The organism is Schaedlerella sp., from assembly GCF_056796775.1.
The window spans coordinates 17,391-41,372 of the sequence record NZ_JBQIKP010000021.1 but is presented as its reverse complement, the minus strand read 5'-3'; the positions used below and the strand labels follow the sequence as shown (position 1 = coordinate 41,372).

At 50.3% G+C, this 23,982-nt stretch carries 23 protein-coding genes and 2 pseudogenes; 20 read left to right on the top strand and 5 right to left on the bottom strand.

What is annotated here, in order from left to right; all coding sequences use genetic code 11:
- Nucleotides 1-330: 330 nt before the first annotated feature.
- A complete protein-coding gene (locus ACTOY7_RS11080; protein WP_482671453.1) occupies nucleotides 331-579 on the bottom strand; it encodes a hypothetical protein in 249 nt (82 codons plus the stop codon).
- Between the two features lie 181 nt (nucleotides 580-760).
- Here ACTOY7_RS11080 and ACTOY7_RS11075 point away from each other — a divergent pair, with 181 nt between their 5' ends.
- From ACTOY7_RS11075 to ACTOY7_RS10995, 17 genes are all read left to right on the top strand, one after another.
- Nucleotides 761-1,129 (top strand): PH domain-containing protein, encoded by a 369-nt coding sequence (locus ACTOY7_RS11075; protein ID WP_482671452.1) that lies wholly within the window; start codon nucleotides 761-763, stop codon nucleotides 1,127-1,129.
- Between the two features lie 95 nt (nucleotides 1,130-1,224).
- Nucleotides 1,225-1,422 (top strand): hypothetical protein, encoded by a 198-nt coding sequence (locus tag ACTOY7_RS11070; RefSeq protein ID WP_482671451.1) that lies wholly within the window; start codon nucleotides 1,225-1,227, stop codon nucleotides 1,420-1,422.
- 422 nt (nucleotides 1,423-1,844) lie between these two features.
- Entirely contained in the window at nucleotides 1,845-2,666 is an 822-nt protein-coding gene (locus tag ACTOY7_RS11065; protein ID WP_482671346.1) for an ABC transporter ATP-binding protein, read from the top strand.
- On the top strand, nucleotides 2,647-5,268 hold the full coding sequence (locus tag ACTOY7_RS11060; RefSeq protein WP_482671345.1) for an ABC transporter permease: 2,622 nt from the start codon (nucleotides 2,647-2,649) through the stop codon (nucleotides 5,266-5,268). The genes ACTOY7_RS11065 and ACTOY7_RS11060 overlap by 20 nt, the downstream gene beginning before the upstream one ends.
- Before the next feature lie 193 nt (nucleotides 5,269-5,461).
- Complete coding sequence (locus ACTOY7_RS11055) at nucleotides 5,462-5,929, top strand: Na+/H+ antiporter subunit E (RefSeq protein WP_160281796.1); 468 nt, start codon at nucleotides 5,462-5,464, stop codon at nucleotides 5,927-5,929.
- Nucleotide 5,930: 1 nt separating this feature from the next.
- Nucleotides 5,931-6,524: an MrpF/PhaF family protein gene (locus tag ACTOY7_RS11050; RefSeq protein ID WP_482671344.1), complete on the top strand. Its 594-nt coding sequence runs from the start codon at nucleotides 5,931-5,933 to the stop codon at nucleotides 6,522-6,524.
- Complete coding sequence (locus ACTOY7_RS11045; protein ID WP_160281798.1) at nucleotides 6,521-6,985, top strand: cation:proton antiporter; 465 nt, start codon at nucleotides 6,521-6,523, stop codon at nucleotides 6,983-6,985. Before ACTOY7_RS11050 ends, ACTOY7_RS11045 begins: the two co-directional genes overlap by 4 nt.
- The gene (locus tag ACTOY7_RS11040; RefSeq protein WP_016297893.1) at nucleotides 6,985-7,245 is read left to right on the top strand and encodes a hydrogenase subunit MbhD domain-containing protein; all 261 of its coding nucleotides are present in this window, start codon (nucleotides 6,985-6,987) and stop codon (nucleotides 7,243-7,245) included. Before ACTOY7_RS11045 ends, ACTOY7_RS11040 begins: the two co-directional genes overlap by 1 nt.
- Nucleotides 7,238-8,209, top strand: coding sequence for a hydrogen gas-evolving membrane-bound hydrogenase subunit E (gene mbhE / locus ACTOY7_RS11035; RefSeq protein WP_160281799.1), 972 nt, complete (start codon nucleotides 7,238-7,240; stop codon nucleotides 8,207-8,209). The genes ACTOY7_RS11040 and mbhE overlap by 8 nt, the downstream gene beginning before the upstream one ends.
- A 93-nt stretch (nucleotides 8,210-8,302) precedes the next feature.
- Nucleotides 8,303-8,680: a sodium:proton antiporter gene (locus ACTOY7_RS11030; RefSeq protein WP_160281800.1), complete on the top strand. Its 378-nt coding sequence runs from the start codon at nucleotides 8,303-8,305 to the stop codon at nucleotides 8,678-8,680.
- Nucleotides 8,681-10,192 carry a complex I subunit 5 family protein gene (locus tag ACTOY7_RS11025; RefSeq protein WP_160281801.1) on the top strand — a complete coding sequence of 504 codons (1,512 nt, stop codon included), beginning with the start codon at nucleotides 8,681-8,683 and terminating at the stop codon, nucleotides 10,190-10,192.
- A gap of 16 nt (nucleotides 10,193-10,208) precedes the next feature.
- Nucleotides 10,209-11,684: a complex I subunit 5 family protein gene (locus tag ACTOY7_RS11020; RefSeq protein ID WP_482671343.1), complete on the top strand. Its 1,476-nt coding sequence runs from the start codon at nucleotides 10,209-10,211 to the stop codon at nucleotides 11,682-11,684.
- Between the two features lie 18 nt (nucleotides 11,685-11,702).
- On the top strand, nucleotides 11,703-13,178 hold the full coding sequence (locus tag ACTOY7_RS11015) for a complex I subunit 5 family protein (protein ID WP_300884489.1): 1,476 nt from the start codon (nucleotides 11,703-11,705) through the stop codon (nucleotides 13,176-13,178).
- Nucleotides 13,179-13,246: 68 nt separating this feature from the next.
- Nucleotides 13,247-15,406 (top strand): complex I subunit 5 family protein, encoded by a 2,160-nt coding sequence (locus tag ACTOY7_RS11010; protein WP_482671342.1) that lies wholly within the window; start codon nucleotides 13,247-13,249, stop codon nucleotides 15,404-15,406.
- Between the two features lie 478 nt (nucleotides 15,407-15,884).
- Nucleotides 15,885-16,127, top strand: a complete 243-nt coding sequence (locus ACTOY7_RS11005) for a hypothetical protein (RefSeq protein ID WP_160281805.1) — start codon at nucleotides 15,885-15,887, stop codon at nucleotides 16,125-16,127.
- Between the two features lie 454 nt (nucleotides 16,128-16,581).
- Nucleotides 16,582-17,022, top strand: coding sequence for a DUF4869 domain-containing protein (locus ACTOY7_RS11000; RefSeq protein ID WP_160281806.1), 441 nt, complete (start codon nucleotides 16,582-16,584; stop codon nucleotides 17,020-17,022).
- A gap of 90 nt (nucleotides 17,023-17,112) precedes the next feature.
- Complete coding sequence (locus ACTOY7_RS10995) at nucleotides 17,113-18,075, top strand: translation initiation factor 2 (protein WP_394684449.1); 963 nt, start codon at nucleotides 17,113-17,115, stop codon at nucleotides 18,073-18,075.
- A gap of 11 nt (nucleotides 18,076-18,086) precedes the next feature.
- Here ACTOY7_RS10995 and ACTOY7_RS10990 read toward each other — a convergent pair whose 3' ends face one another.
- Entirely contained in the window at nucleotides 18,087-19,130 is a 1,044-nt protein-coding gene (locus tag ACTOY7_RS10990; protein ID WP_482671341.1) for a hypothetical protein, read from the bottom strand.
- A gap of 11 nt (nucleotides 19,131-19,141) precedes the next feature.
- Here ACTOY7_RS10990 and ACTOY7_RS10985 point away from each other — a divergent pair, with 11 nt between their 5' ends.
- Both ACTOY7_RS10985 and pgmB read left to right on the top strand, forming a co-directional pair.
- Nucleotides 19,142-19,279: a hypothetical protein gene (locus tag ACTOY7_RS10985; RefSeq protein WP_482671347.1), complete on the top strand. Its 138-nt coding sequence runs from the start codon at nucleotides 19,142-19,144 to the stop codon at nucleotides 19,277-19,279.
- Nucleotides 19,270-19,827, top strand: a complete 558-nt coding sequence (gene pgmB, locus ACTOY7_RS10980; protein WP_160281810.1) for a beta-phosphoglucomutase — start codon at nucleotides 19,270-19,272, stop codon at nucleotides 19,825-19,827. Before ACTOY7_RS10985 ends, pgmB begins: the two co-directional genes overlap by 10 nt.
- Before the next feature lie 62 nt (nucleotides 19,828-19,889).
- Here pgmB and ACTOY7_RS10975 read toward each other — a convergent pair.
- Nucleotides 19,890-20,153, bottom strand: a pseudogene (locus ACTOY7_RS10975) (transposase); the annotation flags it as partial.
- Nucleotides 20,154-20,303: 150 nt separating this feature from the next.
- Between ACTOY7_RS10975 and ACTOY7_RS10970 the strand changes: the two are divergent.
- Nucleotides 20,304-21,986, top strand: coding sequence for an AAA family ATPase (locus tag ACTOY7_RS10970; RefSeq protein WP_482671340.1), 1,683 nt, complete (start codon nucleotides 20,304-20,306; stop codon nucleotides 21,984-21,986).
- Nucleotides 21,987-22,097: 111 nt separating this feature from the next.
- On the opposite strand, the gene ACTOY7_RS10965 is transcribed toward ACTOY7_RS10970, so the two are convergent.
- Nucleotides 22,098-23,210, bottom strand: coding sequence for an anaerobic sulfatase maturase (locus ACTOY7_RS10965; RefSeq protein ID WP_482671339.1), 1,113 nt, complete (start codon nucleotides 23,208-23,210; stop codon nucleotides 22,098-22,100).
- A 65-nt stretch (nucleotides 23,211-23,275) separates the two neighbouring features.
- Nucleotides 23,276-23,839: pseudogene (locus tag ACTOY7_RS10960) on the bottom strand (sulfite exporter TauE/SafE family protein); the annotation flags it as partial.
- Between the last annotated feature and the right edge of the window lie 143 nt (nucleotides 23,840-23,982).

Genomic DNA, 23,982 nt, shown 5'->3' with positions numbered 1-23,982 from the left:
CGTCAATCGTAGTATCCCAAGAGAACAATGACGCTATAACGCCTCGGTCAGATGTTATTATCTGGCATTATAAAACTGTCGGCAGCAATACATACCGCCGAAAATACAACGCTACCAAAAAACAATGGATTGGAGATTGGGAGTTAGTATCGTAAACATTGTCAAAAAACAGTGTACGATTTGCGTTCGGTAAAAAACAAAAGGGAGGGAAGTATAAAATAAAGCGTTCGGTTAGATTGAGCGGCAATCTAACTGAGCGCTTTATTTTACTGCTTCCCTTTTCATTCAACATCCTCTCAAGCATCTTCAATGATACAAGTATGCCTGTGTCTATCCTTCCCCGCTTCTTTTAAAAATGAGCTGTTCGCTTTCACGGATCCGCCGGACCGTATCATCCCGCTTCACCTCACGGATCGCCCGGGCAAATTCCAGCCGGATCTCCTCATTCGGAATATGCGCCTGCTTCGGTTCCTCATCATAGGCAAGATATCCCAGATGGATCAGTCTTCTTTTATCTACATAGATATCATTCCGGATACCGCGAAAGCCATGATTACCGGGATTCAGATAGGTTCCCATGGGTGCGCGCCTCCTGCTGACATTATAATATTTCCGCGGGGGTTCTGCAATATGAAAAATGAATCTCCAAACCCATCAGAAGTGTGCTAAAATAAATCTATGCTGTGCGGCAGATTTCATCGGCCGTGAGCACAACTAAAAACAATGCTCCATACAGAGACTTCAGGAAAGGAATTTTACTATGATTGATTTTGAAAACGGCAGCTTCGTGAAGCTTATGAAAACGGATTCTGTAGGAAAAGGGATCGACCAGCTTTTGATCCCGGGAGAAACGATCATCGGAAGCTACAAGGGGATCCGCAATTCCGTCACGTTTACCGACAGGCGCGTCATTGCGGTCAACGTACAGGGGTTGACAGGGAAAAAGAAGGATTACACCTCACTCCCCTACTCTAAGATACAGGCGTTTTCCGTAGAGACATCCGGCGTATTTGACATGGACAGCGAATTGGAACTGTGGTTCAGCAGCATCGGGCTTGTCAAGTTTGAATTCAGCGGAGGCAGCGATATTGTAAAAATAGGACAGACCATAGCGGAATTTATTTTGTAGTCCGAAAGAATGAATCTATTTTAAAGATATAAAATTCAGTAAATATGCGAAAAAACTGACCATGAACAAAACAACCCGACAGGAGGCAAATAAAAATGGACACAGCAGCTTTTGAGAAAAACCTGCGGGAGAACGTAGAGTATGACCACACAGATATCCCGATCTACATCCGTACCTGTTTGCCGGGAACCGGCATCTCCGCGAAAAATACATGGATCCCATCCTGGACAACGCAGCTTTGGAATACGTGCATTTCCAAGCAGTGCCTTCAGCAGACGCCGGGGTTGATGTGATCTAGTACAGCGTTGCGTAATTAACGGTGAATTCTGCGCCTGCTATTTCTGCCAGTTCTGCGTTGTCGTCAATCAACGATGCCACTGCGTCGCCTCTTTCCTCCGCCTTGTCCTGACAAAAATATCAGACACATTATTCCCGCGAAGCAACGAGCCAAGTAGCCATGCTTGCATGGATATTTGGCGACTGCCGCGAGGGTCAAATACCCCGCAGCTTGCTGCGCTAGAATTTTGATGCCCCGTCAGCTTGCTGCGGGGTCTTTGAATCATCACAGGATCGTGACATTGCTGTGAGTGGATTGTGACATTTTCCTGTTATACTGAACATGTGCTCAAAAATTCCTAACTGTACGGTTGGATGATCTAAAGAATGCAACCGTACAACTGGAAAAATCCGATATTGATTCAGGAGGAAACAATTCATGAGACCCATTGTTTTAAAGGCCCGGGGCCTGAAAAAATATTATCGTTCAGGGGAAAATGTAACAAAAGCGCTGGACGGCATCGACCTGGATATCTGCTACGGGGAATTTGCCGCCATCGTCGGCACTTCCGGAAGCGGAAAATCCACACTGCTCCACATGCTGGGCGGTCTGGACAGCCCCACCGAGGGTACGGTCCAGGTAGGGGATAAGGAACTGACCAGTATGAACGATGAAGAACTGGCGGTATTCCGCAGGCGCGGCATCGGCTTTGTGTTTCAGCAGTACAATCTGGTGCAGACGCTGAATGTCCGGGAAAATATAGTTCTTCCGGTACTGCTGGATGGAGGAACGATCGATGAAGACTATTGCCGGGAGATCGTAACGCTTTTAAAGATTGATGAAAAGCTGGAGCAGTTTCCCAATCAGCTCTCCGGCGGGCAGCAGCAGAGGGTGGCGATCGCCCGGGCGCTTGCCGGCAAGCCGTCCATCGTGCTGGCAGACGAGCCGACAGGAAACTTGGACAGCAGGACCAGCCAGGACGTGATGGCATTTCTCAAGGCCGGCAACCAGCGGTTTCAGCAGACCATGGTGATGATCACCCACAACCCGGAGATCGCCCAGATGGCAGACCGCATCATCCGTATTGAGGACGGCCGGATCAAGTCCGGCGGAGCAGGACAATGGGGATCCAGCAGGATTGGTTCCATCGGAGCAGAGCAGCCGGAACCCGCGCGGATCAGCAGACAGCCGGAATCGGCCGGATCAGCCCGACCCAGCAGCGGAAAGGAGGCTCACATCCATGTTTCAGGTGAGAAATAAAGAGGCCATCCGCCTGCTCACAGGCCGGCAGATGAAGAAGAACCGGCAGAGAAATGCCATTGCCGTCGGAGCCATCATCCTGACCTCCATCCTGTTTTCCGCGCTGTTTACGGTGGGCGGCGGGATTCTGGAAGTGGCGCGGCAGAGCATGATGCGCGCATCCGGAAGCTCGGCGCAGGCTGTGATCAAGTTTTTGTCCATGCCGGAATATGAGAATGTGAAAGCAGCCGGAGGATACGAGAAGATCGGATATTCCATCGTGACCGGGACCGGGGCGCACGAAAGCCTTCAAAAGCTCTATACGGAGGTCCGGTACGGGGAAACGTATTCGGCTCAGTCATTCCGATCATTTCCCACAGAGGGAAGGATGCCGGAAGAGAAAATGGAGATCGCCGTACCCCGCCTTGTCCTGGACGCGATGGGGCTTCCGGATCAGCCTGGAAGCCGGATCGTATTTCCAATCATGGTTGACGGGACACTGCGCGAAGATACCTTTACCCTGTGCGGCGTCTGGGACGGGGATCCGGTTGCGCCTGCACAGCAGGTATGGGTATCGAAAGCCTACAGTGAGGAGATCGCGCCGACGCGGATGACCAGCTTTGGAGAGGGCGTGCCTTATGAGGGAACGGTCATGGCGGACATCGATTTTCCAAATACCTGGAATCTACAGGGGAAGCTGGCGGATCTGCTTGCCCGGGCCGGACTTCCGGAGGATACCCCGGGCGGGATCAACCCGGCATATTCGTCACTCAGCGTCGATCTCTACACGATCCTGACCATAGTCATCCTTCTGGCGGTCATCCTGGTTTCCGGCTACCTGATCATTTACAATATTTTTTATATTTCCGTCACCCAGGATATCCAGTATTACGGCCTGCTGAAAACCATCGGGGCTTCCGGAAAGCAATTGCGCCGGATCGTTCTGCGGCAGGCAATGGGCCTGTCCGCCGTCGGGATCCCAGCAGGGCTTCTGGCAGGATACGCCGTGGGATATCTGCTCCTTCCTTATGTGGTGATGCTGTTCCTGCAGACCTATGAATTTGAGGATTATACGATATCTCCGGCAGTGCTGGCCGGGGCGGCGCTGTTCAGCCTGCTGACGGTGTATATCAGCTTTCGTTCGCCGGGACGGATTGCGGCATCCGTTTCCCCCGTGGAAGCGGTACGCTATACCGGCGAGACCCAACAGAAGGGCGCGCCGGGGCGATGCCGGAAAAGCATATGGCAGTGTGTGGAAGCACATCGAAGCATCCTGTGGAAACGGAAAGCGCATATAAAAATGATGCGGAAGAAAAAAACAAGTACATTGGGATTCGGAAAATCCACAAAGCAAAAGAACGCACCTGCGATCCTTGCCCTCCGGAACCTGCGCCGTGACGGAAAAAAAGCGGTGCTGGTGATCCTGTCCCTCTTTTTAAGCATGACTCTTTTAAATACCACATACACCATCATCAGCGGATTTGACCTGGAGCAGTATGTGGAAACACAGACCAACGGTGATTTTGAGGTGACGGACTGGACGGTGGCCATGGCCGGACAATATGACAAGAACCTGGAAGGGATCGACAGCGGATTTGAAGAAGCAGTGAGCCGGCTTCAGGGGCTGACCCGGTTTGAAAAGGTCTATTGCGAGCTCGGACAGGCGGATCTTTCGGAGCACGCTCTGGAGCGCCTGGCCTGGGAAAACGAGCAGGGAAATGAATATACGGATATGTGCGACCTGGAAAGAGGACAGGAGCCGCTGTATGCTTACGCGGCTACGGGAACGCTGGTGGAGCATGCGGTATATACGGATGGAGAATTTGACGCGGAAAAATGGGCCCAGGGGACATACGTAGTCTATTGCGACGGCGCGCCCTGGTGGGGCGTGAAGCCGGAGATGCTGTATCAGCCCGGAGACAGGATCACTCTGGAGGGAAAGGAAGGGCAGAAAAAGGAATATACGGTGATGGCGGTCGGAGAGCTGCCCTCCACACTGACCGCGCGTATGGCTATCAGCATCGGGATCAACGTGATCCTGCCGGAGCAGGAATTTACGGAGCTGTACGGTGAGAAACAGCCCTTAAGCGTGGTCTATGATGTGGAAAAATCTCATCGGGATGAGGCAGAAAAAATCACGGCGAAATGGATGGAAGACTCCGGCATGGTCTGCATTTCCTTTGAAACGCTGAAGGAAGAATTTCAGAAAACGAAGCAGGTGTTTACCATGATCGGCGGAAGCCTGAGCCTGGTCCTTGGGGCGATCGGGATCCTGAACTTCATCAATATCATGGTCACAGGAATTCTCACAAGACAAAAGGAGCTTGCCATGCTCAGCGCCGTGGGCATGGGCGGCAGGCAGATGAAGCGGATGCTGATCTGGGAAAGCGCGGCATACATCGGCAGCGCATCGGTCCTGGCCGTCACGGCAGGCAATCTGCTGAGCTGGCTCATCTGTCAGGATGTGGTGATCCGGAATCAGTGGGCGTTTGCGTATCACTTTACGGTTGTTCCGGTGGCGGTGTGCCTGCCGCTCCTGCTGCTGGCCGCTTCGGCGGTGCCGCTGATGTTCTATAAAAAACTGTGCGCGGGGAGCGTGGTGGAAAGGCTGCGGTATTGCTGAGGGGCCGGATGCCTTGCGGTAAAGTGCGAGGCGTCGTGAACAGTAACTAAGAATCTGCAAAGAAATAAAAAAACTGATAAAAAAAGATTAAAAAAGTCGAAAAATCTGTTATAATAGACAATAGCGTTTTGAAAACTACGCGGACATCGGCGCAAATGCGGCGCCGATGCTGCTGCGCAAGGGAGAGAAGATCATGCTGTTGTTATTTTTTGGTGTATGGATCATATTCAACGGGACAATTACTGCGGAGATTGCCGTGATCGGCGCAGTGATTGTCCTTTTCATGTTTGCGTTTATCTGCAGGTTTATGGATTATAGCCTGAGACAGGAGTTTCTTCTATATAAAAGAAGCGTCTGCCTTCTGCGCTATATCCTTGTGCTGATCATGGAGATCATCAAAGCGAATATGGCGGTCACCCGTCTGATCACGTCGAGCAGCGAGGTGGTGGAGCCGGTGATGGTGCGTGTCCATACGAATCTGAAATCCAAATTCTGCAGGGTGCTACTGGCCAATTCCATCACCCTGACGCCGGGGACGATCACGGTGTCGATGGATGAGGAAGAGTGCGTGGTACATTGCCTGGACAAGTCCCTCTCGGAGGGGATGGGGGATTCCGTGTTTGTGAAAATGCTGGAGAAGCTGGAAAGGATTGGTGAGTGATATGCGGATCATATTGGATCATTCGTGGATCTTTATCTCCATTTTCCTGTTTCTTGCGATCCTTCTGCTTTTGTGTCTGATCCGCGCCATCAAAGGGCCGACCATTGCCGACCGGGTGGTGGCGGTGAATATGATGGGAACCATTGTCATGGTGGTGATCGCCATGCTTGCCGTGTACATGGGAGAAGGATACCTTCTGGATATCTGCCTGATCTATGCCATGATCAGCTTTCTTGCGGTGGTGGTGCTGACCAAGGTGTACAGCGGCGTGCATCTGGAGAAGCTGGCCAAGCACAGGAAATTGAAGCAGGGCGAAAAAGCCGGGCAGACTGAAAACACCCGTGAGAGTGAATCCGGCAGAAAGCAGGCTGAAAACATCCCTGAGAGTGAATCAGGGAGAGGACAGACTGTGCAGATCCAGGAGGGAGAATATGAGGGAAATCCGGCAGAAAACATCCAGGAAGAAACAACGAAGATGCAAGGAACACTGGCGAAAATGAACCGGACTGGTGAAGCAGAAACAGCAGAAAAAGCAAGCGGGGAAAAGCAGCAGATAGCTGGCAGTATAACCCCGGAAAGGAGTGTCTGGCTATGATCCTGATCGAATGGCTGCAGTTTATTCTCGGCGTTGCGTTCCTGCTGGCCGGACTTGGCGTCTTTGCCGTACAGGTATTCGGCGTTTTTAAGTTTAATTATGTCCTGAACCGGATGCATGCGGCGGCAATGGGAGACACTCTTGGTATCGGCATTTCCCTGGTGGGCCTGATCATCCTGTCGGGATGGAATTTTGCCTCCCTGAAAATGGCGCTGATCATCGTATTTTTGTGGAATGCCTCTCCGGTATCCTCCCACCTGATCGCCCGCCTTGAGGCCACCACCAATCCACATCTGGAGCGGTGCTGTGAGCTGGAGGAAGGGGTCATGGAGCACCTCTGGGACGAGGACCAGAGAGAGATCATCTATGCGGATCAGAAAAAAAAGAATGCTGATAAAGTGGATCAAAATAAAGTGAACCACGACAAAGCAATCCAGCACAAAGCAGAGGAGGAAACGTAATGGCTGTATTTGAATATATCCTGATGGGCTTTCTGGTCATCTGCGCCATCTCCGTTAGCTTTTCCAGAAACCTTTTAAATTCCATCCTGATCTTCATGTCGTACAGCCTGGTCATGTCGATCATCTGGATCCTTCTGGAATCCCCGGATCTTGCCATTACGGAAGCGGCAGTGGGAGCCGGAGTGACCAGTGTGCTGTTCTTTGTCACATTGAAGAAGATCCATGCTCTTGGAGAGGAGGACGAGGAAACCGATGAGTAGAAAAATATCCGAGGAAGAATACAAACGTCAGCGGATCGTCCGCATGAAGCACTGGCTTAGCGGGGAAAAGGACCTTTATCTGGATAATATGGAAGTGATCCCGCGGGAGGAATACAAACCGGACCGCAAGCAGCTGGAACGGTATGAGCATGATCTGGACGAGGTGATGACACGAACCTATGATACGGAGCATAACCGGGTATACCGTTTTTTTCAGCGCTTTTATAAAATGGCGGCCGTGCTCTGCTGTACCGTGCTGGTCCTGATCCTGATCGTGGAGGTTTCCTACCTTCCGCCGATCGGCTCCGCCAGCAATCCGGCAAGTAATGAGGTGGCGGCAAAGTATATCGAGGACGGGCTGCAGGATACGGGGGCCGTCAATATTGTGACGGGCATGATCCTGGACTACCGGGCGTTTGACACCTTCGGCGAGTCCAATGTACTTTTTATCGCAACCTGCACGGTCCTCATCCTGATGCGCAATGACAAAAAGAAGGGAAAGGGCAGCGCAGAGGACGAGGAGCGGCGGGACAGCTTTTATGAACCGAAGAAGGATGTCATCCTGCAGATGGCCGCAAGGATCCTGGTGCCTGTCATCATGCTCTTCGGCGTTTACATCATCCTGAACGGACACCTTTCACCGGGAGGTGGATTTTCCGGCGGGGCCATCATAGGGGCAGGGCTGATCCTGTACCTGAACGCATTTGGATTCGAGAAGACAGAGCGGTTTTTTACGGAAAAGACCTACAAGGCGGTCAGCTTCGGGGCGCTGCTCTTTTACTGCCTGGCAAAAAGCTATTCCTTTTACACCGGAGCGCATCATCTGGAGAGCGGGATCCCGCTGGGAACGCCGGGGGCGATCATCAGCAGCGGCCTGATCCTGCCCCTGAACATCTGTGTCGGTCTGGTGGTCGCATGTACGATGTACGCATTCTTTGCGCTGTTCCGAAAGGGAGGATTTTGACAGATGTTCGTGTTCCCTGCATTGCTTCGAAAGGAAGGATTCTGAACGATGTACATGTTTTATGCACTGTTTCGAAAAGGAGGATTCTGAAAAATGTTTGGTTCCAATCTGCTCCCCAATCTGGGGGAAGTTGTCGCCATGATTCTGTTTGGGATCGGGTTCGCGAACCTGCTGCTCCAGAAGAATCTGATCAAAAAAATCATCGGCCTGAACATTATGGACACGGCAGTCTATCTGTTTCTGGCAATTAAAGGCTATATTGAAGGAAGGTCCGCGCCTATCGTAGTGGACGGAGTGCAGGAGGTGGAAGCCTACATCAATCCCATTCCCAGCGGCCTGGTGCTGACCGGCATCGTGGTCTCCGTCTCCGTGACGGCTCTGATGCTATCCCTGACGGTACGCCTGTACAAGCGGTATCACACGCTGGATCTGGATGAAATCTCTTCGCGGCTGAAAAAGGAGGGCATCTAAATGGCATTTGTACAAAATGTACCGTTCTTTTCCATCATGCTGTCCATGTTTTCCGGGATCGTGTCCTCCATCCTTCCGGGAAAAGCGGCGAAACGGCTGAATACGGCGGTCATCCTGGTGATCGGCGCCGCCTCCGCGTGGCTCCTGTCCTGGCTGATGCGGACGGGGGGAAGCTATACCTTTATGATGGGACATTTTCCCGCGCCCTGGGGAAATGAGATCCGGGCCGGAGCTCTGGAAGCGGGGATGGCTCTGTTTTTCTGTGTCATCATGCTTTTGTCCATGCTGGGCGGGCGTAAAAAATTGTTTGATGAAGTGGAAGTCACGAAGCACAATATTTATTATATCCTGACGGATCTGCTGCTGAGCTCTTTGCTGGCGTTGGTCTACACAAACGACCTTTTCACGGCTTATGTATTTGTGGAGATCAACACCATTGCCGCCTGCGGGCTGATCATGATCCGGCAGAACGGAAGGACCATTGAGGCGGCGGTCCGCTACATGATCATGAGCCTGCTGGGGTCCGGTCTGCTGCTGATGGGGATCTGCATGCTTTACGACCTGACGGGGCACCTTCTGATGTCCAATATCAAGGAAAGCGTGGCGGCCATCATGGCGGCGGGCACCTATCAGATCCCGCTGACCATCACCATCGGGCTTGTAACGGTGGGACTGGCCATCAAGAGCGCGCTGTTCCCGTTCCATGCCTGGCTTCCGGACGCTTACGGATATTCCACGGTATCCTCGGCGGCGATGCTGTCCAGCCTGGTGTCCAAGGGATATATTTTCCTGCTGATCAAAATTTTCTACCGCGTGGTAGGATTTGATATCATCGTGGGGAGCAAGATTCCAAACGTGTTGTTCCTGTTTGGGCTGAGCGGCATGATCTTCGGCTCCATCAGCGCCATCTGGGAAAAAGACATCCGCCGGATGATCGCATTTTCCTCGGTGGCCCAGATCGGATATATTTACATGGGCTTCGGCCTGGGGACGACGGAAGGGATGGTGGCAAGCATTTTCCATATCCTGGCCCATGCGGCGACCAAGTCCCTGTTGTTTGTTTCCGCCATCGGACTGACCGATGTGTCGGCGGGAAGCCGGAATTTCTTCGACCTGACAGGCTCCGCTTACCGCAACAAGGTGGCGGGCGTGGGATTTTCCGTCGGAGCCATGTCCATGGTGGGGATCCCGCTGTTTTCCGGGTTCGTGAGCAAACTGCTCTTTGCGGAGGCGGCGGTCATGCATCCCACCCATAAAATGATGCCCACGCTGATCGTTCTAGCGGTCAGTACCATCCTGAACGCAATCTATTTCCTGAAAACCGTGGTGCGGATCTATGTGCCGGAGAAGCGGGAGGTGGAAGCGGAAAAAGGCTATTTTACGATGAAGGCAGGACAGCAGAGACTGTATACCATTACGATCATTTTGTTTATCCTCATCAATCTGGTGTTGGGCATGATGTCGGAGCCGATCATCGGCATCATCGAGACCGGACTGATTCACTTTATATAAGGAAGGAGACGCATACATGAATTTCAATATCTGGTTGATTTTGGCGGTATTTCTGCCGATCGTCTGCGGCGTTTTGATCCTGTTTTTTCCCGGGCTGAAAAAACGGAACGTGCTGCTGGGCGTATCCTTTCTTTCACTGGCATTTTCCATGCTCTGCGCCCTTGCCGTGATCGCGGAGGGACAGGCGGAGCTGCATCTTCTGCGGCTGGGTGGCAGCCTGGAGGTGTATTTCCACGTGGATCCGCTGGGACGGGTGTTTGCCGCGGTGATCACGGTGGTGTGGCTGATGGCAGGCATTTTTTCCTGCGAATATATGAAGCATGAAAAGGAAGAAAAACGGTATTTCGGATTCTATGTGCTGGTGTACGGCGTGCTGATGGCGCTGTGCTTTTCCGGAAATCTGGTGACCTATTATATGTTTTATGAAATGATGACGCTGACCACCCTTCCGCTGATCATGCACAACAAATCGAGAGAAGCGATCATGGCAGGCTTAAAGTACCTGTTTTATTCTCTGTGCGGCGCGTATCTGGCCCTCTTCGGAATCTATTTCCTGAACCGTTATGCCGGGACACTGGACTTTACGGCAGGGGGGAGCGGACTGGAGGCTGCGGGCGGACATTCCGCGCTGATGCTTGCGGTGGTATTTCTGATGATCCTGGGATTCGGCGTGAAGGCCGGCATGTTTCCTATGCACGCATGGCTTCCCACGGCCCATCCGGTGGCGCCTGCCCCGGCCAGCGCCGTGCTGTCGGGTCTGGTCGTGAAAATGGGTGTGCTGGGGATCGTCCGTGTGATCTTCTACGTGGTGGGCCCGGAGGTCATTCGGGGAACCTGGGTGCAGACCGCCTGGCTGACTCTGACGCTGATCACGGTATTCATGGGCTCCATGCTGGCCTATCGGGAAAAGGTGATGAAGAAGCGGCTGGCTTATTCCACGGTCAGTCAGATTTCCTATATCTTGTTCGGGCTGGCGTTATTGAATCCCGAAGCCATGATCGGATCCCTGCTGCATGTGGTATTCCATGCCTGCATCAAGTCCTGCCTGTTCCTGAGCGCAGGAGCGATCATCTATAAAACCGGAAAGATCCGGGTGGATGAGCTGACCGGGATCGGAAAGGAAATGCCGGTGACGATCTGGTGCTACACCTTCGCGTCCCTTGCGTTGGTAGGCATTCCCCCGGCCAGCGGATTTATCAGCAAATGGTATCTGGCAGGCGGTTCGCTGGAATCCGGCATCCCGGTATTTTCCTGGCTGGGACCGGTGGTCCTCCTGGTCAGCGCCCTGCTGACTGCGGGATATCTGCTGCCCATCACGATCCGGGGCTTTCTGCCGGGAGCAGATTATGATTACGAAGGACTGCAGAAAAAGGAGCCGTCGGGAGTGATGGTCATTCCGCTGCTCATTCTGGCCGGACTATCCGTACTTCTGGGCACATTCCCGAATCCGCTGATACACTATCTCAACGAAATCATTGGAACGTTGTTCTAAAGGAGGTTGGAAGGTTTGATGAGTCAATATTGGATTGTGGCAGCCATTCTGCTTCCGATACTGGGGGGCGCCCTGACGCCTGTGCTTCCGTTTCGCTCCAGAAGGGGAATGCTGATCTATCTGGAGGTGCTGACGATCGCAACCTCAGCGATCGTCCTGACAGCGCTGTCCCGCGGTACTACGGAAACGCTGCATCTGGTCTATTTTGTTCGGGGGCTTTCCATTTCCTTCCGGATCGACGGGCTGGCGATGCTTTTCGGGGGACTGGTGTCGATCCTCTGGCCCTTTGCCATGCTCTATTCCTTTGAGTATATGGAGCACGAAGGGCACGAAAAGATCTTTTTCATGTTCTACAGTATGACCTATGGAGTGACGCTGGGCGTGGCATTTGCGTCGGACATGCTCAGTATGTATCTGTTTTATGAGCTGCTGACGCTGGTGACGGTGCCGCTGATCCTGCACACGCTGGTGCGAGAGGCCATCCTTGCGGTGCGCCAGTATCTGTACATGTCGCTGGGTGGGGCCGCGTTTGCTCTGATTGCCATCGTCTTTCTGATGGTCTATGGGGACACCATGGAATTTACCCTGGGCGGGGTGCTGAATCCGGCAGTGATCGGCGGGGAGACCAATCGGCTTTTATTTGTCTATCTGCTGGCATTCTTCGGATTCGGCGTGAAGGCTGCCATCTTCCCCATGAGCGCCTGGCTTCCCCAGGCCGGTGTGGCGCCTACCCCTGTCACAGCGCTGCTTCATGCGGTGGCAGTGGTGAAGGCGGGGGTGTTTGCCATCCTGCGTCTGACCTATTACAGCTTTGGGGCGGAATTCCTGAAAGGAACCTGGGTGCAGCCCATTGTCATGGGATTTGCCATGTTCACGATCGTGTACGGGTGCAGCCGGGCGGTGAAGGAGCAGCACATCAAGCGGCGGCTGGCGTATTCTACGGTGAGCAATCTGTCCTACATCATCCTGGGCGCTTCGATGATGACTCCGGCAGGCATGGTGGGAGCCATGGCGCATATGGTGTGCCACGCGTTTATGAAGATCGGTTCCTTCCTCTGCGCAGGCGCCATCATGCACCAGACGGATAAAAAATATATTTACGAACTGAACGGGTTCGGACGGAAAATGCCGGTGGTATTCGGCTGCTTTACCGTATCGGCCCTGGGGCTGATGGGGGTTCCCGGACTGGCGGGCTTTATCAGCAAATGGAATCTGGCGAAGGCGGCGGTGGAAAGTGAAAATGTAATGGCGTATTTCGGGATCGGCTGCCTTCTGATCTCCGCGCTGCTGACCGCGATCTATATGATGTCGATCGTAATCCGGGCATTTTTCCCGGGGAGAGATTTTGACGGCAGGAGTACGGAAGGAGTTAGGGATCCCGGCTGGAAGATGTGCTTTCCGCTGCTCTGTTTTGCGGCGGCGGTCATTGCGATCGGTTTGTGTTCGGACCCGCTGATCTGCTTTCTGCAGGATATTGCGGCGGGGATTTATTAGAATATGTCCGGATGGACATCATGGGATGCGATTTGCTGTGAATTTATAATATAAGGAGGTGCGGCACGATGGAACAAGAAAGGATAGCGCTTGCCGCGGCTGTATTTTTTCCAATGGCTGCAGGTATCGTCTCTTATATAATAGGGAAAAAAAGTAAAAAGCTCCGGGACCGGGCCGTGAGTCTGACCGCAATCGCGGAATTTATCCTGACGGCAGTGATCGCGCTGCAGTACGGCGCGGCGGGCGGTTCGTTTACTATACCCGGCGTCTGCGGCTTCGGCCTGCATTTTACGGCGGATGGCTTTCGGACACTGTACGGCGCGATCGCCGCTTTCATGTGGATGATGACGAGCTTGTTTTCCGAAGAATATTTTGCGCATTATCGGAACCGGAACCGATACTATCTGTTTCAGCTGGTGACGCTGGGAGCAACGGAAGCTGTCTTTCTCTCCGCGGATCTGTACACCACCTTCATTTTCTTCGAGGTGATGTCGCTGGCGTCCTATGTCTGGGTGGCGCAGGATGAGCGGAAGGAATCTCTGCGGGCAGCGGCCACATATCTGGCGGTGGCAGTGATCGGCGGCCTGGTGATGCTGATGGGACTTTTCCTGCTGTACCAACAGGCAGGGACTCTTACCATCCGTGAACTCTATGATGCCTGCCGGGGCAAAAATGTTTACCCTGCCGCGCTCTGTCTGTTCTTTGGGTTCGGAGCGAAGGCGGGAGCATTTCCACTTCATATCTGGCTGCCCAAGGCCCATCCGGTGGCACCTGCCCCGGCCAGCGCGCTGCTGTCCGGTATCTTAACAAAGACCGGGATATTCGGTATCCTTGTGATCTCCTGCCAGATTTTGTTTCATGACGGAGCGTGGGGAACCTTCGTATTGCTGACCGGAGTCCTGACCATGGCGGCGGGGGCGGTGCTTGCCCTGTTTTCCAATGATTTTAAGCGGACGCTGGCATGTTCCTCCGTATCCCAGATCGGATTTATCCTGACAGGCATCGGGACGCAGGGGCTTCTGGGAGAGGAAAATGCGCTGGCAGTCCAGGGAAGCTTCCTCCATATGATGAATCATTCCCTGTTCAAGCTGGTGCTCTTCATGACGGCGGGAGTCATTTATATGAATCTGCACAAGCTGGATCTGAATGACATCCGGGGCTTCGGAAGAAAGAAGCCGCTCCTGATGGGGATCTATCTGTGCGGCGCGTTGGGGATCGGCGGGGTTCCGCTCTTTTCCGGCTATGTGAGCAAGACACTGATCCATGAAAGCATTGTAGAATATATCGAGCTGCTGAAGGAAGGCGCGGTCAGTCCTGTACTTCTGGGGGCGGCGGACATGAAGCTGATCGAGTGGGTATTTTTGGTGAGCGGCGGATTCACTGTGGCGTATATGTGTAAATTATTTTTCGCGGTGTTTGTAGAGAAGAACCGTGATCCGGAGGTACAGGCCAGGTACGATGCCATGAGCGGGGCCTATATGAACCGGAAAAGCGCGTTTGCCCTGACGGTCAGCGCGGCATTATTCCCGGTGATGGGGATCCTTCCGCGCCTGACCATGGACAAGGCGGCGGGGTTCGTAAAAGAGTTCTTCGGACTGGAGCATATCCATGAAGTCTCCTATTTCAGCTTCGTGAACCTGAAAGGCGGGCTGACTTCGATTGCGATCGGCGCGGCGGTATATGTGGTGATGGTCAGATTCTGGATGCTCCGGAAGGAAGAAAACGGGGAGACGGTCTATGTCAATTACTGGCCGAGGGTGCTGGATCTGGAGGATTATCTGTACCGGCCGATCTTGCTCAAGGTGGTTCCGTCAATTTGCGGCGCGGTTTGCTTTGTACTGGATCATGCGGTGGATTTTATCGCAAAGATTTTGCCCATCGCGGGAAGCGTGGAAGCCAGCTTTTTCGATACTCTGGTGGATACGATCGTGGTATTTTTGCGGAAGACGATCTACAAGGACAGCCCTCAGCCCCAGGAGCTGCTGGAAGGGAACGCGGTGACGTACCGGCTGGGAAGCTTTGTGAATGGCGTTGTGGGAATCTTGAATAAGACGGCCTGGCGGGAGCGGCCGGATGAAAAGGATTATACGCACCAGTACGCGCTGGCGTATACCAGCTTTAAGGAAAATACAAGCCTGATCGGACGGAGTCTGTCTTATGGGCTGATCTTGTTCTGTGTGGGGCTGCTGGCGACGCTGGTGTATCTGCTGCTGGTGCTGGCGGGGTGAACAGAGCAGGAATGGATAAGGACAACTAAAACATTGTTCCGTCATTTTTCGGGGAGAGCAGACATTTTTTGTAAAGGTTACTGTTCACACCCTGACCGGGTGCTCACAGTAACGGCATCCAGCCCATTGAAAAGTCGCCTGCCGGCGGTCCTAAGCGCCAGCGACGCTTGTTTAGGACGGACCGGAACGGAGTGTAGACGGGTTGGATGCCCGCCCCATCGCTGTATTGGCCGGATGCCGTGCAGCGAGTGCGCGACACCGTGTGAACAGTAAGTGCGCCCAGAAGGGCGCAATGTTTAATGGGTGGAAATCCCATCTGGTAAGATGCTAACCACATCACCAGTAGCGAACCTTGGGTCTGTATTGGTAACATATCAGGCTAAGCGTAGGAAGCTAGTGTAGCATCTCAATCATTTTTTGATTTATACCAAATATGCTAAAATATAGATATATTATCTAGCATAAAGGAGGCAGATTTATGTCAATTACAAAGTCCTATAATAAACACACTAATACCTACTACGCATATGAAACAACTTATGAATGGGAGGATACCAAACAAAAGAAAGTGCAGCGCAAGCATTGTATCGGCCAGTTTGATCCGGATACGGGCGAGATCATCCCAAATGGAAAGGTGGGCCGCCCAGGCCGTGCCACAAAGACCTCTGCCGGGAAGCTGCAGGCCACTCCTATGAAAAAAAGGAACAGGAAGCAGACGTGAAAGTCCTGGCATTCAGGCTTTCTAAAATTGAAGAAACTTTGCTTATGCTTTCAGAGGAAATCCACAGCATGAGGAAAGAGATTGAAACATGGAAGCTGGCTGAATATCGCTGAGATTGGGATCAATATCATGACCAGGGAATGTCTTGACCGTAGGATTCCCGGTATAGAGGAAGCATAATTTTTATTTTACAACAGGAGCCAGATTTTATAAGTATCTGGCTCTGTTTTTTGTATGTAGATGAAGAATAATTTCCACCTGTACGGTTGGATGCTCTAAAGAGCCTCCAACCTACTTGACCTCCGCATAGCATTCCCCATTGCCCCGCCTGTGAAAACGCCTTGTAATAGGAAATGTTTTTGTATATAATGAATATGGAAATACTGAAAAAATCCGTCCGCCGCGGATGAATGGATCAGCCTACCAGAAATCCGACGCCTGAAAGGAGTGCAAAATGCTTTCAATTTTTTATGGAGACATGCCGGAGGCGGTTTACAATCCGGTCTTATATTTTAAAAATACGTATACAGATGAATGGATTACAGATGATCTTCCGAGAAACATGATTCGGGATGTGGACCGATCGACAGTCCTGGGCCCACGGATAATTGACAGTCCTGTTTTGGGTGGTATTTCTCCGCGGGAACTGTCTGGAGGGGTCAAAACGCTGATTGCCATATATAAAGTACCAGAAAAAATCTTCAATGCCTCCGCGTGCGGAGATAACTGCGCCAAATGGATTCTGAGGATTGGAGAACTGCAGGATGTGACGATCAATCTGCGTCATCTGATGGACTTTGGAGAGGCAAGGTTTACGGCCAAGGTTTTGAACACAGATCAGATCGTCCACAATATGGACGAATTGCTGCCGATTGCCGGAATGCTTGTACGATAGGAAGCAGTATGTGCCGGTTGTTTGAGGGGAAATGACAGAAACTGCGGGGGATCGGTTATCTTAAGTCCGCATCTGATAGGAGAGGTTCTGATGAAAGGTAGTTATGCAATTACGGTTTCCAACGCAAAACTGCGTTATGATTTTACAATCCGGAGAAATATTACCATTATCAAAGGCAACAGTGCCACCGGGAAAACAACACTTGTCGAGATGATCCGGGAATATTATGAATCCGGAGAAGACAGCGGGATTCATCTGAAATGCGAAAAAAGCTGCAGAGTACTTGGAGGAAGAGACTGGAAAGCGCTTCTGAGCCTGATGGACGAAACGATTGTTTTCATAGATGAGGAGAACGCATTTCTGCCTACAAAAGAATTTGCGGAGGCGGTTCGTGGGTCAGATAATTACTATGTCATTGTGACAAGAGAGGGGCTTCCCAATCTGCCCTACAGTGTGGAGGAAATCTATGGAATCCGCGAATCCGGAAAATATGCGTCTCTGAAACAGACATATAATGAATTGTTCCATATCTATGGGAAAACAGATTATACAAAACCGGTAAAACCGGAGTATGTGATCGTAGAAGATTCAAATTCAGGGTACGAATTTTTTACCGGAGCAGTAGAGAAGGGCCGCTGCAAGGTGGTCAGCGCAGGCGGAAAATCAAATCTTTTTGCGGAGACAATCAAAAGTTCTGCTGATAATATGCTGATTATTGCGGATGGCGCTGCTTTTGGTTCAGAGATGGACCGGATGATGAAGCAGATTCAGAGAAAAAAAGGAATGGTTCTTTATCTCCCGGAGTCCTTCGAATGGCTGATCCTGCAGTCAGGTATCATTTCGGATGGAATGGTGAATGCTGTTTTAGAGAAACCAGAGAATTTTATAAATAGTCAAGAATATTTCAGTTGGGAGAGATTTTTTACAGCATTGCTTATCCAAATGACAAAAGACACATATTTGAAATACTCGAAAAAGAAGCTGAACGAAGTATATTTGCAGGAAGAGATTGCTTCAAAAATTATACAGCAGATGACAGGGATTGAACTGTGATACTTTTACCCTTATGACAGGTGTAAGCCCATTTTATATACCTTCATATGCAAAAAAGGTGCCAATGGCACCTTCGCCATACGTGAAGGAAAACCCAGCAGGATCAGGTCTGGGGTGTTAGCAGGAATCCTTATTCTTTCGTGTAAATGCGCAAAAATATAATCTTTACATCTAAGAATATGAGAATTTGCCGATTCCTGCAAATTCTTTCTATTACTTTTCAGTTCATGCACTAAGGTGGCATACTGCATTTCGGCCTGTTTTCCAAGCTGAATAGCCGCATCCGGGTTTGATACTTCTTCGATTTTCTGAATATAACTGTCACTTAAAGAAAAGGCTGTTTCCGGATGCGCGCCGCCTTCTATGCCTGCGCGCACGCTTAAAGCAACCAGGACGATCGCGATATTCTGATAATTTCTCAGCTTATTTTTTGCCAGCGTGCCGGCCTTCCCTATATAATCCTCTTCCCAGCTCTTTTTTAACAATTCCAGATTTCCATTTCGTATACTCGAAAACTCCCGTACTTCCTGATCATAAGGATTATGTCTGGAAGCAGACTCAATATTGTCAAATATAATATTCGAAAAATTTTGGAATACCTGCCTTGTATCAGATCCTTTTAAAAAATTTAAAGAGAGGGTTTTATCTAAAGACAGCGTTTTCTCATGAAATAAATTATAGATCAGCAGCAAAATTTTTACCAGATCCTCTGCATCACAGCAATAGAGATTATCCAGCAGCCGGGTATCATTACAGTTTTCGGGGAGAACAAATTTACTCCTTGCATTGTCGCTCAATATGACAGGGCCCGCTACAAATATAGATTCTTCCGTAGGAACAGAAGCATACGTTATATGGTCTGAACCAGTAAATATTCTCGGAGCATCTGTATTGTAGGAAGATAGCAGTACCTGATGCAAGCTGTGATTGTCTGAATCTTGTATCGAACCCAGAGTCCCGGTGAGATCTTTTCTGTCACAGACTTCTTTGATCAGAATCCCGTGGAAATCGTATCTTCGTACAATTGTATGGAGCTGACGTGAAACATATTGCATAAGAAAGCCTTCTGGAAATCACGGTGGATCAGAAACAGTGCCGCTTTAAGCTTCTGAATGGAGAGCCGGTAACGGTGTACGTATACAAAAAAGTGTATGATATTCAGGATGAAAATAAAGTCGGTTTGGAGAAGGAATCATGGATATAAAACAATACCAGGGAGCCATTTTTGACCTGGACGGAGTGTTAGTAGATACGGCTAAATATCATTATCTGGCGTGGAAACAGCTAGCAGATGAACTGGGATTTGACTTTACGAGACAGCAGAATGAGGCGTTAAAGGGGGTATCCCGAATGCGTTCTCTGGAGCTTCTGCTGGGATTCGGAGGGATGATGGGCCGCTTTTCAGAAGAAGAGATGCATGATATGGCAGAGAAAAAGAACAGGATTTATGTGGAGTATGTGAAAAAGCTGAGACAGGAGGAATTGTTGCCGGGGGTAAAGGAACTGCTGGAAAGGATGAAGGATTCAGGCATAAAAATAGCTCTCGGATCAGCCAGCAAAAATGCGGAAATGATTCTGGAAGGTTTAGGGATTACAAAGTATTTTGATGCCATCGTAGACGGGACAATGGTTACAAAGGCAAAACCAGATCCGGAGGTGTTTCTCTTGGGGGCAAAGCTTTTGGGAGTTTCAGCAGAGGAATGTGTAGTTTTTTTGTTGAAATTTGAGAGGTATTCCTCGTTGCTTTTTTAGATGGACGCACTTTCCCAGGCCCTGTCACCAGACAGGGCCTGAGTCTTTTGAACGGTCTATTTTTATGCGCTTTTCTTTAAAGGAAACAGGTGATTCCCGGTTCTGTCTCCCTGAATCTTATGGCGCAGCTTATTGATGTTATGTGCAAATGCCAAAAGTATCGCTTCTGCTTTCACATTCTGGCTCCCACGGCACAAAAATCTCCGGAATCCACTGTTCTGTTTTAGTTCCCCGAAGGATCCTTCCACCTGGATACTTTGATTCATCCGGAGTTTTATCCCTTCTTCGCTTTCGATCCGGTCCAGATCTGCTTCACGGTATTCGAGCAACTTTTATCCTCATAAAAGTCGCGTCGTGGTCCGTTTTGGAATAACTGTTGCGTGTTCCGCAGATATGCAGCTTTTTCGTATTTTCATACCGGTTGAATTTCCGCCGAAAGAATGATAAGATACAAGAAAAGACCGGGAGGTGCAGCTATGCCAAGAACAGTCGGAATCGGGCACCAGAATTTTGAAAAATTGATTACAAATGATTACTTCTACATCGATAAAACATCGTTTATCAAAGAATGGTGGGAAAACGGTGATGAAGTTACCCTGATCACCCGCCCCAGGCGTTTCGGAAAGACACTGAATCTGGATACGATAGAACATTTCTTCTCAATCAGCCATTCTGGAAGAAGCGATTTATTCCAAAATCTGTCGATCTGGCAGGAAGAAAAATACAGAGAGCTGCAGGGAACTTATCCAGTCATTTTCCTGAGTTTTGCTGATGTGAAAGAAACTTCTTTCTCAGGCACAAGGAAAACCATCTGTCAGATCATAGAAAATCTGTATAATAAATATGACTTTCTTTTGGAAAGCGGCTATTTGAATGAAAATGAAAAAAAACGATACAAAACAATCTCTATTGATATGGAGAACAATCTGGCGGCCAGGTCGCTGAAGGATCTAATGGATTACCTGATGCGCTATTACGGAAAAAAAGTGATCATTCTGCTGGACGAATACGATACCCCGATGCAGGAGGCTTATGTGTATGGCTACTGGGATGAACTGGTTTCCTTTATCCGTAACCTGTTTAATTCCACATTTAAAACGAATCCGTTCCTTGCCAAAGCGATGATGACCGGGATCACAAGAGTCAGCAAGGAATCTATTTTCTCAGATCTGAATAATCTGACAGCTGTTACAACCACCTCTGATCTATATGCGGACAGCTTTGGATTTACCCAGGAGGAGGTCTGGAACGCTCTGGAGGAATATGGTCTGTCAGATCAAAAGGACGGTGTCAGGAGATGGTATGACGGATTTACATTTGGGAATAAGACCGATATCTACAATCCCTGGTCTATTATCAATTACCTGAAATTTGCAAAGCTTGCCCCTTATTGGGCCAACACCAGCAGTAACAGCCTGGTGGGAAAGCTGATCCGTGAAGGAAGCGCGGATACAAAGATGGTGATGGAGGATCTCCTTTCCGGCAAAGTGCTTCGTACAGAGATTGACGAGCAGATCATATTCAGCCAGTTAGGGCGCAAAGAAAGCGCAATCTGGAGTCTGCTGCTTGCAAGCGGCTATCTGCGCGTGAAGCAATGGGAGATGGATAAAAGGGAACGGATGATCTATGACCTTGTGTTAACCAACCGCGAAGTGTCACTGATGTTTGAGTTGATGGTAGAGGATTGGTTCTCGGATTTTACCCCCGCGTATAACAACTTTATCAAGGCGCTTTTATTGGATGATAAAAAGGCAATGAATGTATATATGAACCGGGTTGCCTTCGCCACATTCAGCTACTTTGATACCGGAAAGCATCCGTCCGATGCAACGGAACCGGAACGTTTCTACCACGGTTTTGTCCTCGGCCTGATGGTGGATCTGGGAGACCGATATACCATTACCTCCAACCGGGAAAGCGGCTTCGGAAGGTACGATGTGATGCTGGAGCCCCTTTCAGACACGGACAACGCCATTATCCTGGAATTTAAGGTCCACGATCCGGACGAGGAAGCTGCGCTTGCAGATACGGTGCAGGCAGCGCTGGACCAGATCGACCGCATGAAATATTCGGCTGCGCTGGAGGCAAAGGGCATTCCGCGGGAGCGGATCCAGAAGTATGGATTTGCGTTCAAAGGGAAGACAGTTCTGATCGGATGAGATACAGGTTTCAAGACAGAGCGGGAATTGAGGCGGCAAAGACCTTAATTCCCGCGGCAATTAGTGACAGTAACGTTTTGTCGCTTTTAAAAAAATTGAAATGGTATATTATCATTTCATCTTCTTTGCGATTTCATATATCTTATCCCCGCACCGCTCAAAGAACATCCGATATCCCGAACAAAAATAATTTTCATAAAATCCACCGGAAGCATTCCAATCCCGGCTTCTCTGGCATCCTCCGCGGCAGAGCCGGAAGTGGGGACAGCCTTTGCAGTCCTGGCCCAGCTGCCGCGACCGCTCGATAAATCCCAGCTCTTTCCGTCTGGCATCAATCTGATCCAGCCGGTCCTCGTTAAAATTCCCCAGCCTGTATTCATCCAGCATATAAAAATCACAGGGATAGACGCTTCCGTCCGCCTCCACCACATTCTGGATTCCGCAGACTCCGCGCTGGTCGCAGGCTTCCGCCATATAGCCTGCCGCAAGCCCGACATAATTTTCAAACTGCCGGATGTAAGGCTGACTGCCTGTCTGCAGATCCCGGGACCAGAGCTCAAACAGATCGATCAAAAATCTCCCGTAAAGCTCTGGGGTGAGAGAATAGGGCGTGGTTCCGTGCCCTTCCCCCAATGGATCCAGGCAGGCGATATACTGCTGAAAATTCCAGCCTCTTTTTTTGTAGGCGCGGTAAACATCGGATATATTTTGGACGATTTGCGGGGTAACAACAGTCAGAATATTATATTCCACGTCATGATCGTCCATCAGCCGGGCGGCATGCTCCACCAGATCAAATGTACCGCCGCCGGTTCTGGTATGGCGCATGGAATCGTGGATCTCCTTCGTGCCGTCTACAGAAAGCCCGACGAGAAAATGATGCTCCTTAAAAAATCGGCACCATTCTTCATCGATCGCGAATCCATTCGTCTGAAAAGCGTTGTGCACCTGGACATGGTTTTTATTATACTGCTTCTGAAAGGCCACCGCTTTTTCAAAAAAATCCAGTCTGCGCAGGGAAGGCTCTCCGCCCTGGAAGGCATAGCTGATCATGCCCTCCGCGCGCAGGATCGTCCGGCGGATGACATTTTTTAACGTCTGCTCACTCATAAAACCAAATGATTTTTGTGAACGTTTTTCCGCCTCATCACAGTAAAAACAGTAATCGCATGACATGTTGCACATGCTGGATGAAGGCTTCATTAAAACACTGACTGCAGGCATGGAAAAATCCTCCTTTGTAAGATGTTCTATTTTATGAGGGTGCTGGCAGTGGTTCCAGCAGGTTATTAACCAGTATAGTTACAAACATTATAAATACAGATTAGCATAATTACAACCATCAGTCCGATAAAAAGCCTGTCTACATGTTTCGCGGGGAGCTTTTTATTCACGGAGCGTCCCAGCATCCCTCCGCCGATCCCGCACAGGACCATAAAAACCAGCATAAGGACGGGAAAAGACGGTATGCTTTTCGTGACGGCTGAGGCGATCAGGCTTGTGGCCTGGGAGAAAAAGATGATATACAGGGAATTTTCCGCAGCCGTTTTGGTGTCCATGGAAAAGAAATAGAACAGCACCACCAGATTGATCGGACCTCCGCCGATTCCCAGAAAAGCGGACATAGTTCCGAGGGCTGCTCCGACCAGAATGCAGGAAGCCGCATTTGAGATCCGGAGCGTACGGATCCGTTCTTTATAAATCGTGTAAAGCAGAGTGCCGGCTGTAACCAGCAGCAGGATAGATGCCTGCACAGCGCCCGCCTGATCCTTATTTGCAAATAAAGAAGAAACCAGGAAAAATAGATGCTTTCCCAAAAGACCGCCCAGCGCCGCGCCAAGGGCGAAAGGAAATCCCGTCCGGACAAGTGCGGCAACTGATAGGTACTATTATAAGGCGAAAATGATTTTTCTGTCTATGCCGTGTGGCAGAGTATAGGACAAAAATTCACCATCATTGAAAGTGCCGGCGTATTGTTGTGTGCCACACTTGACAA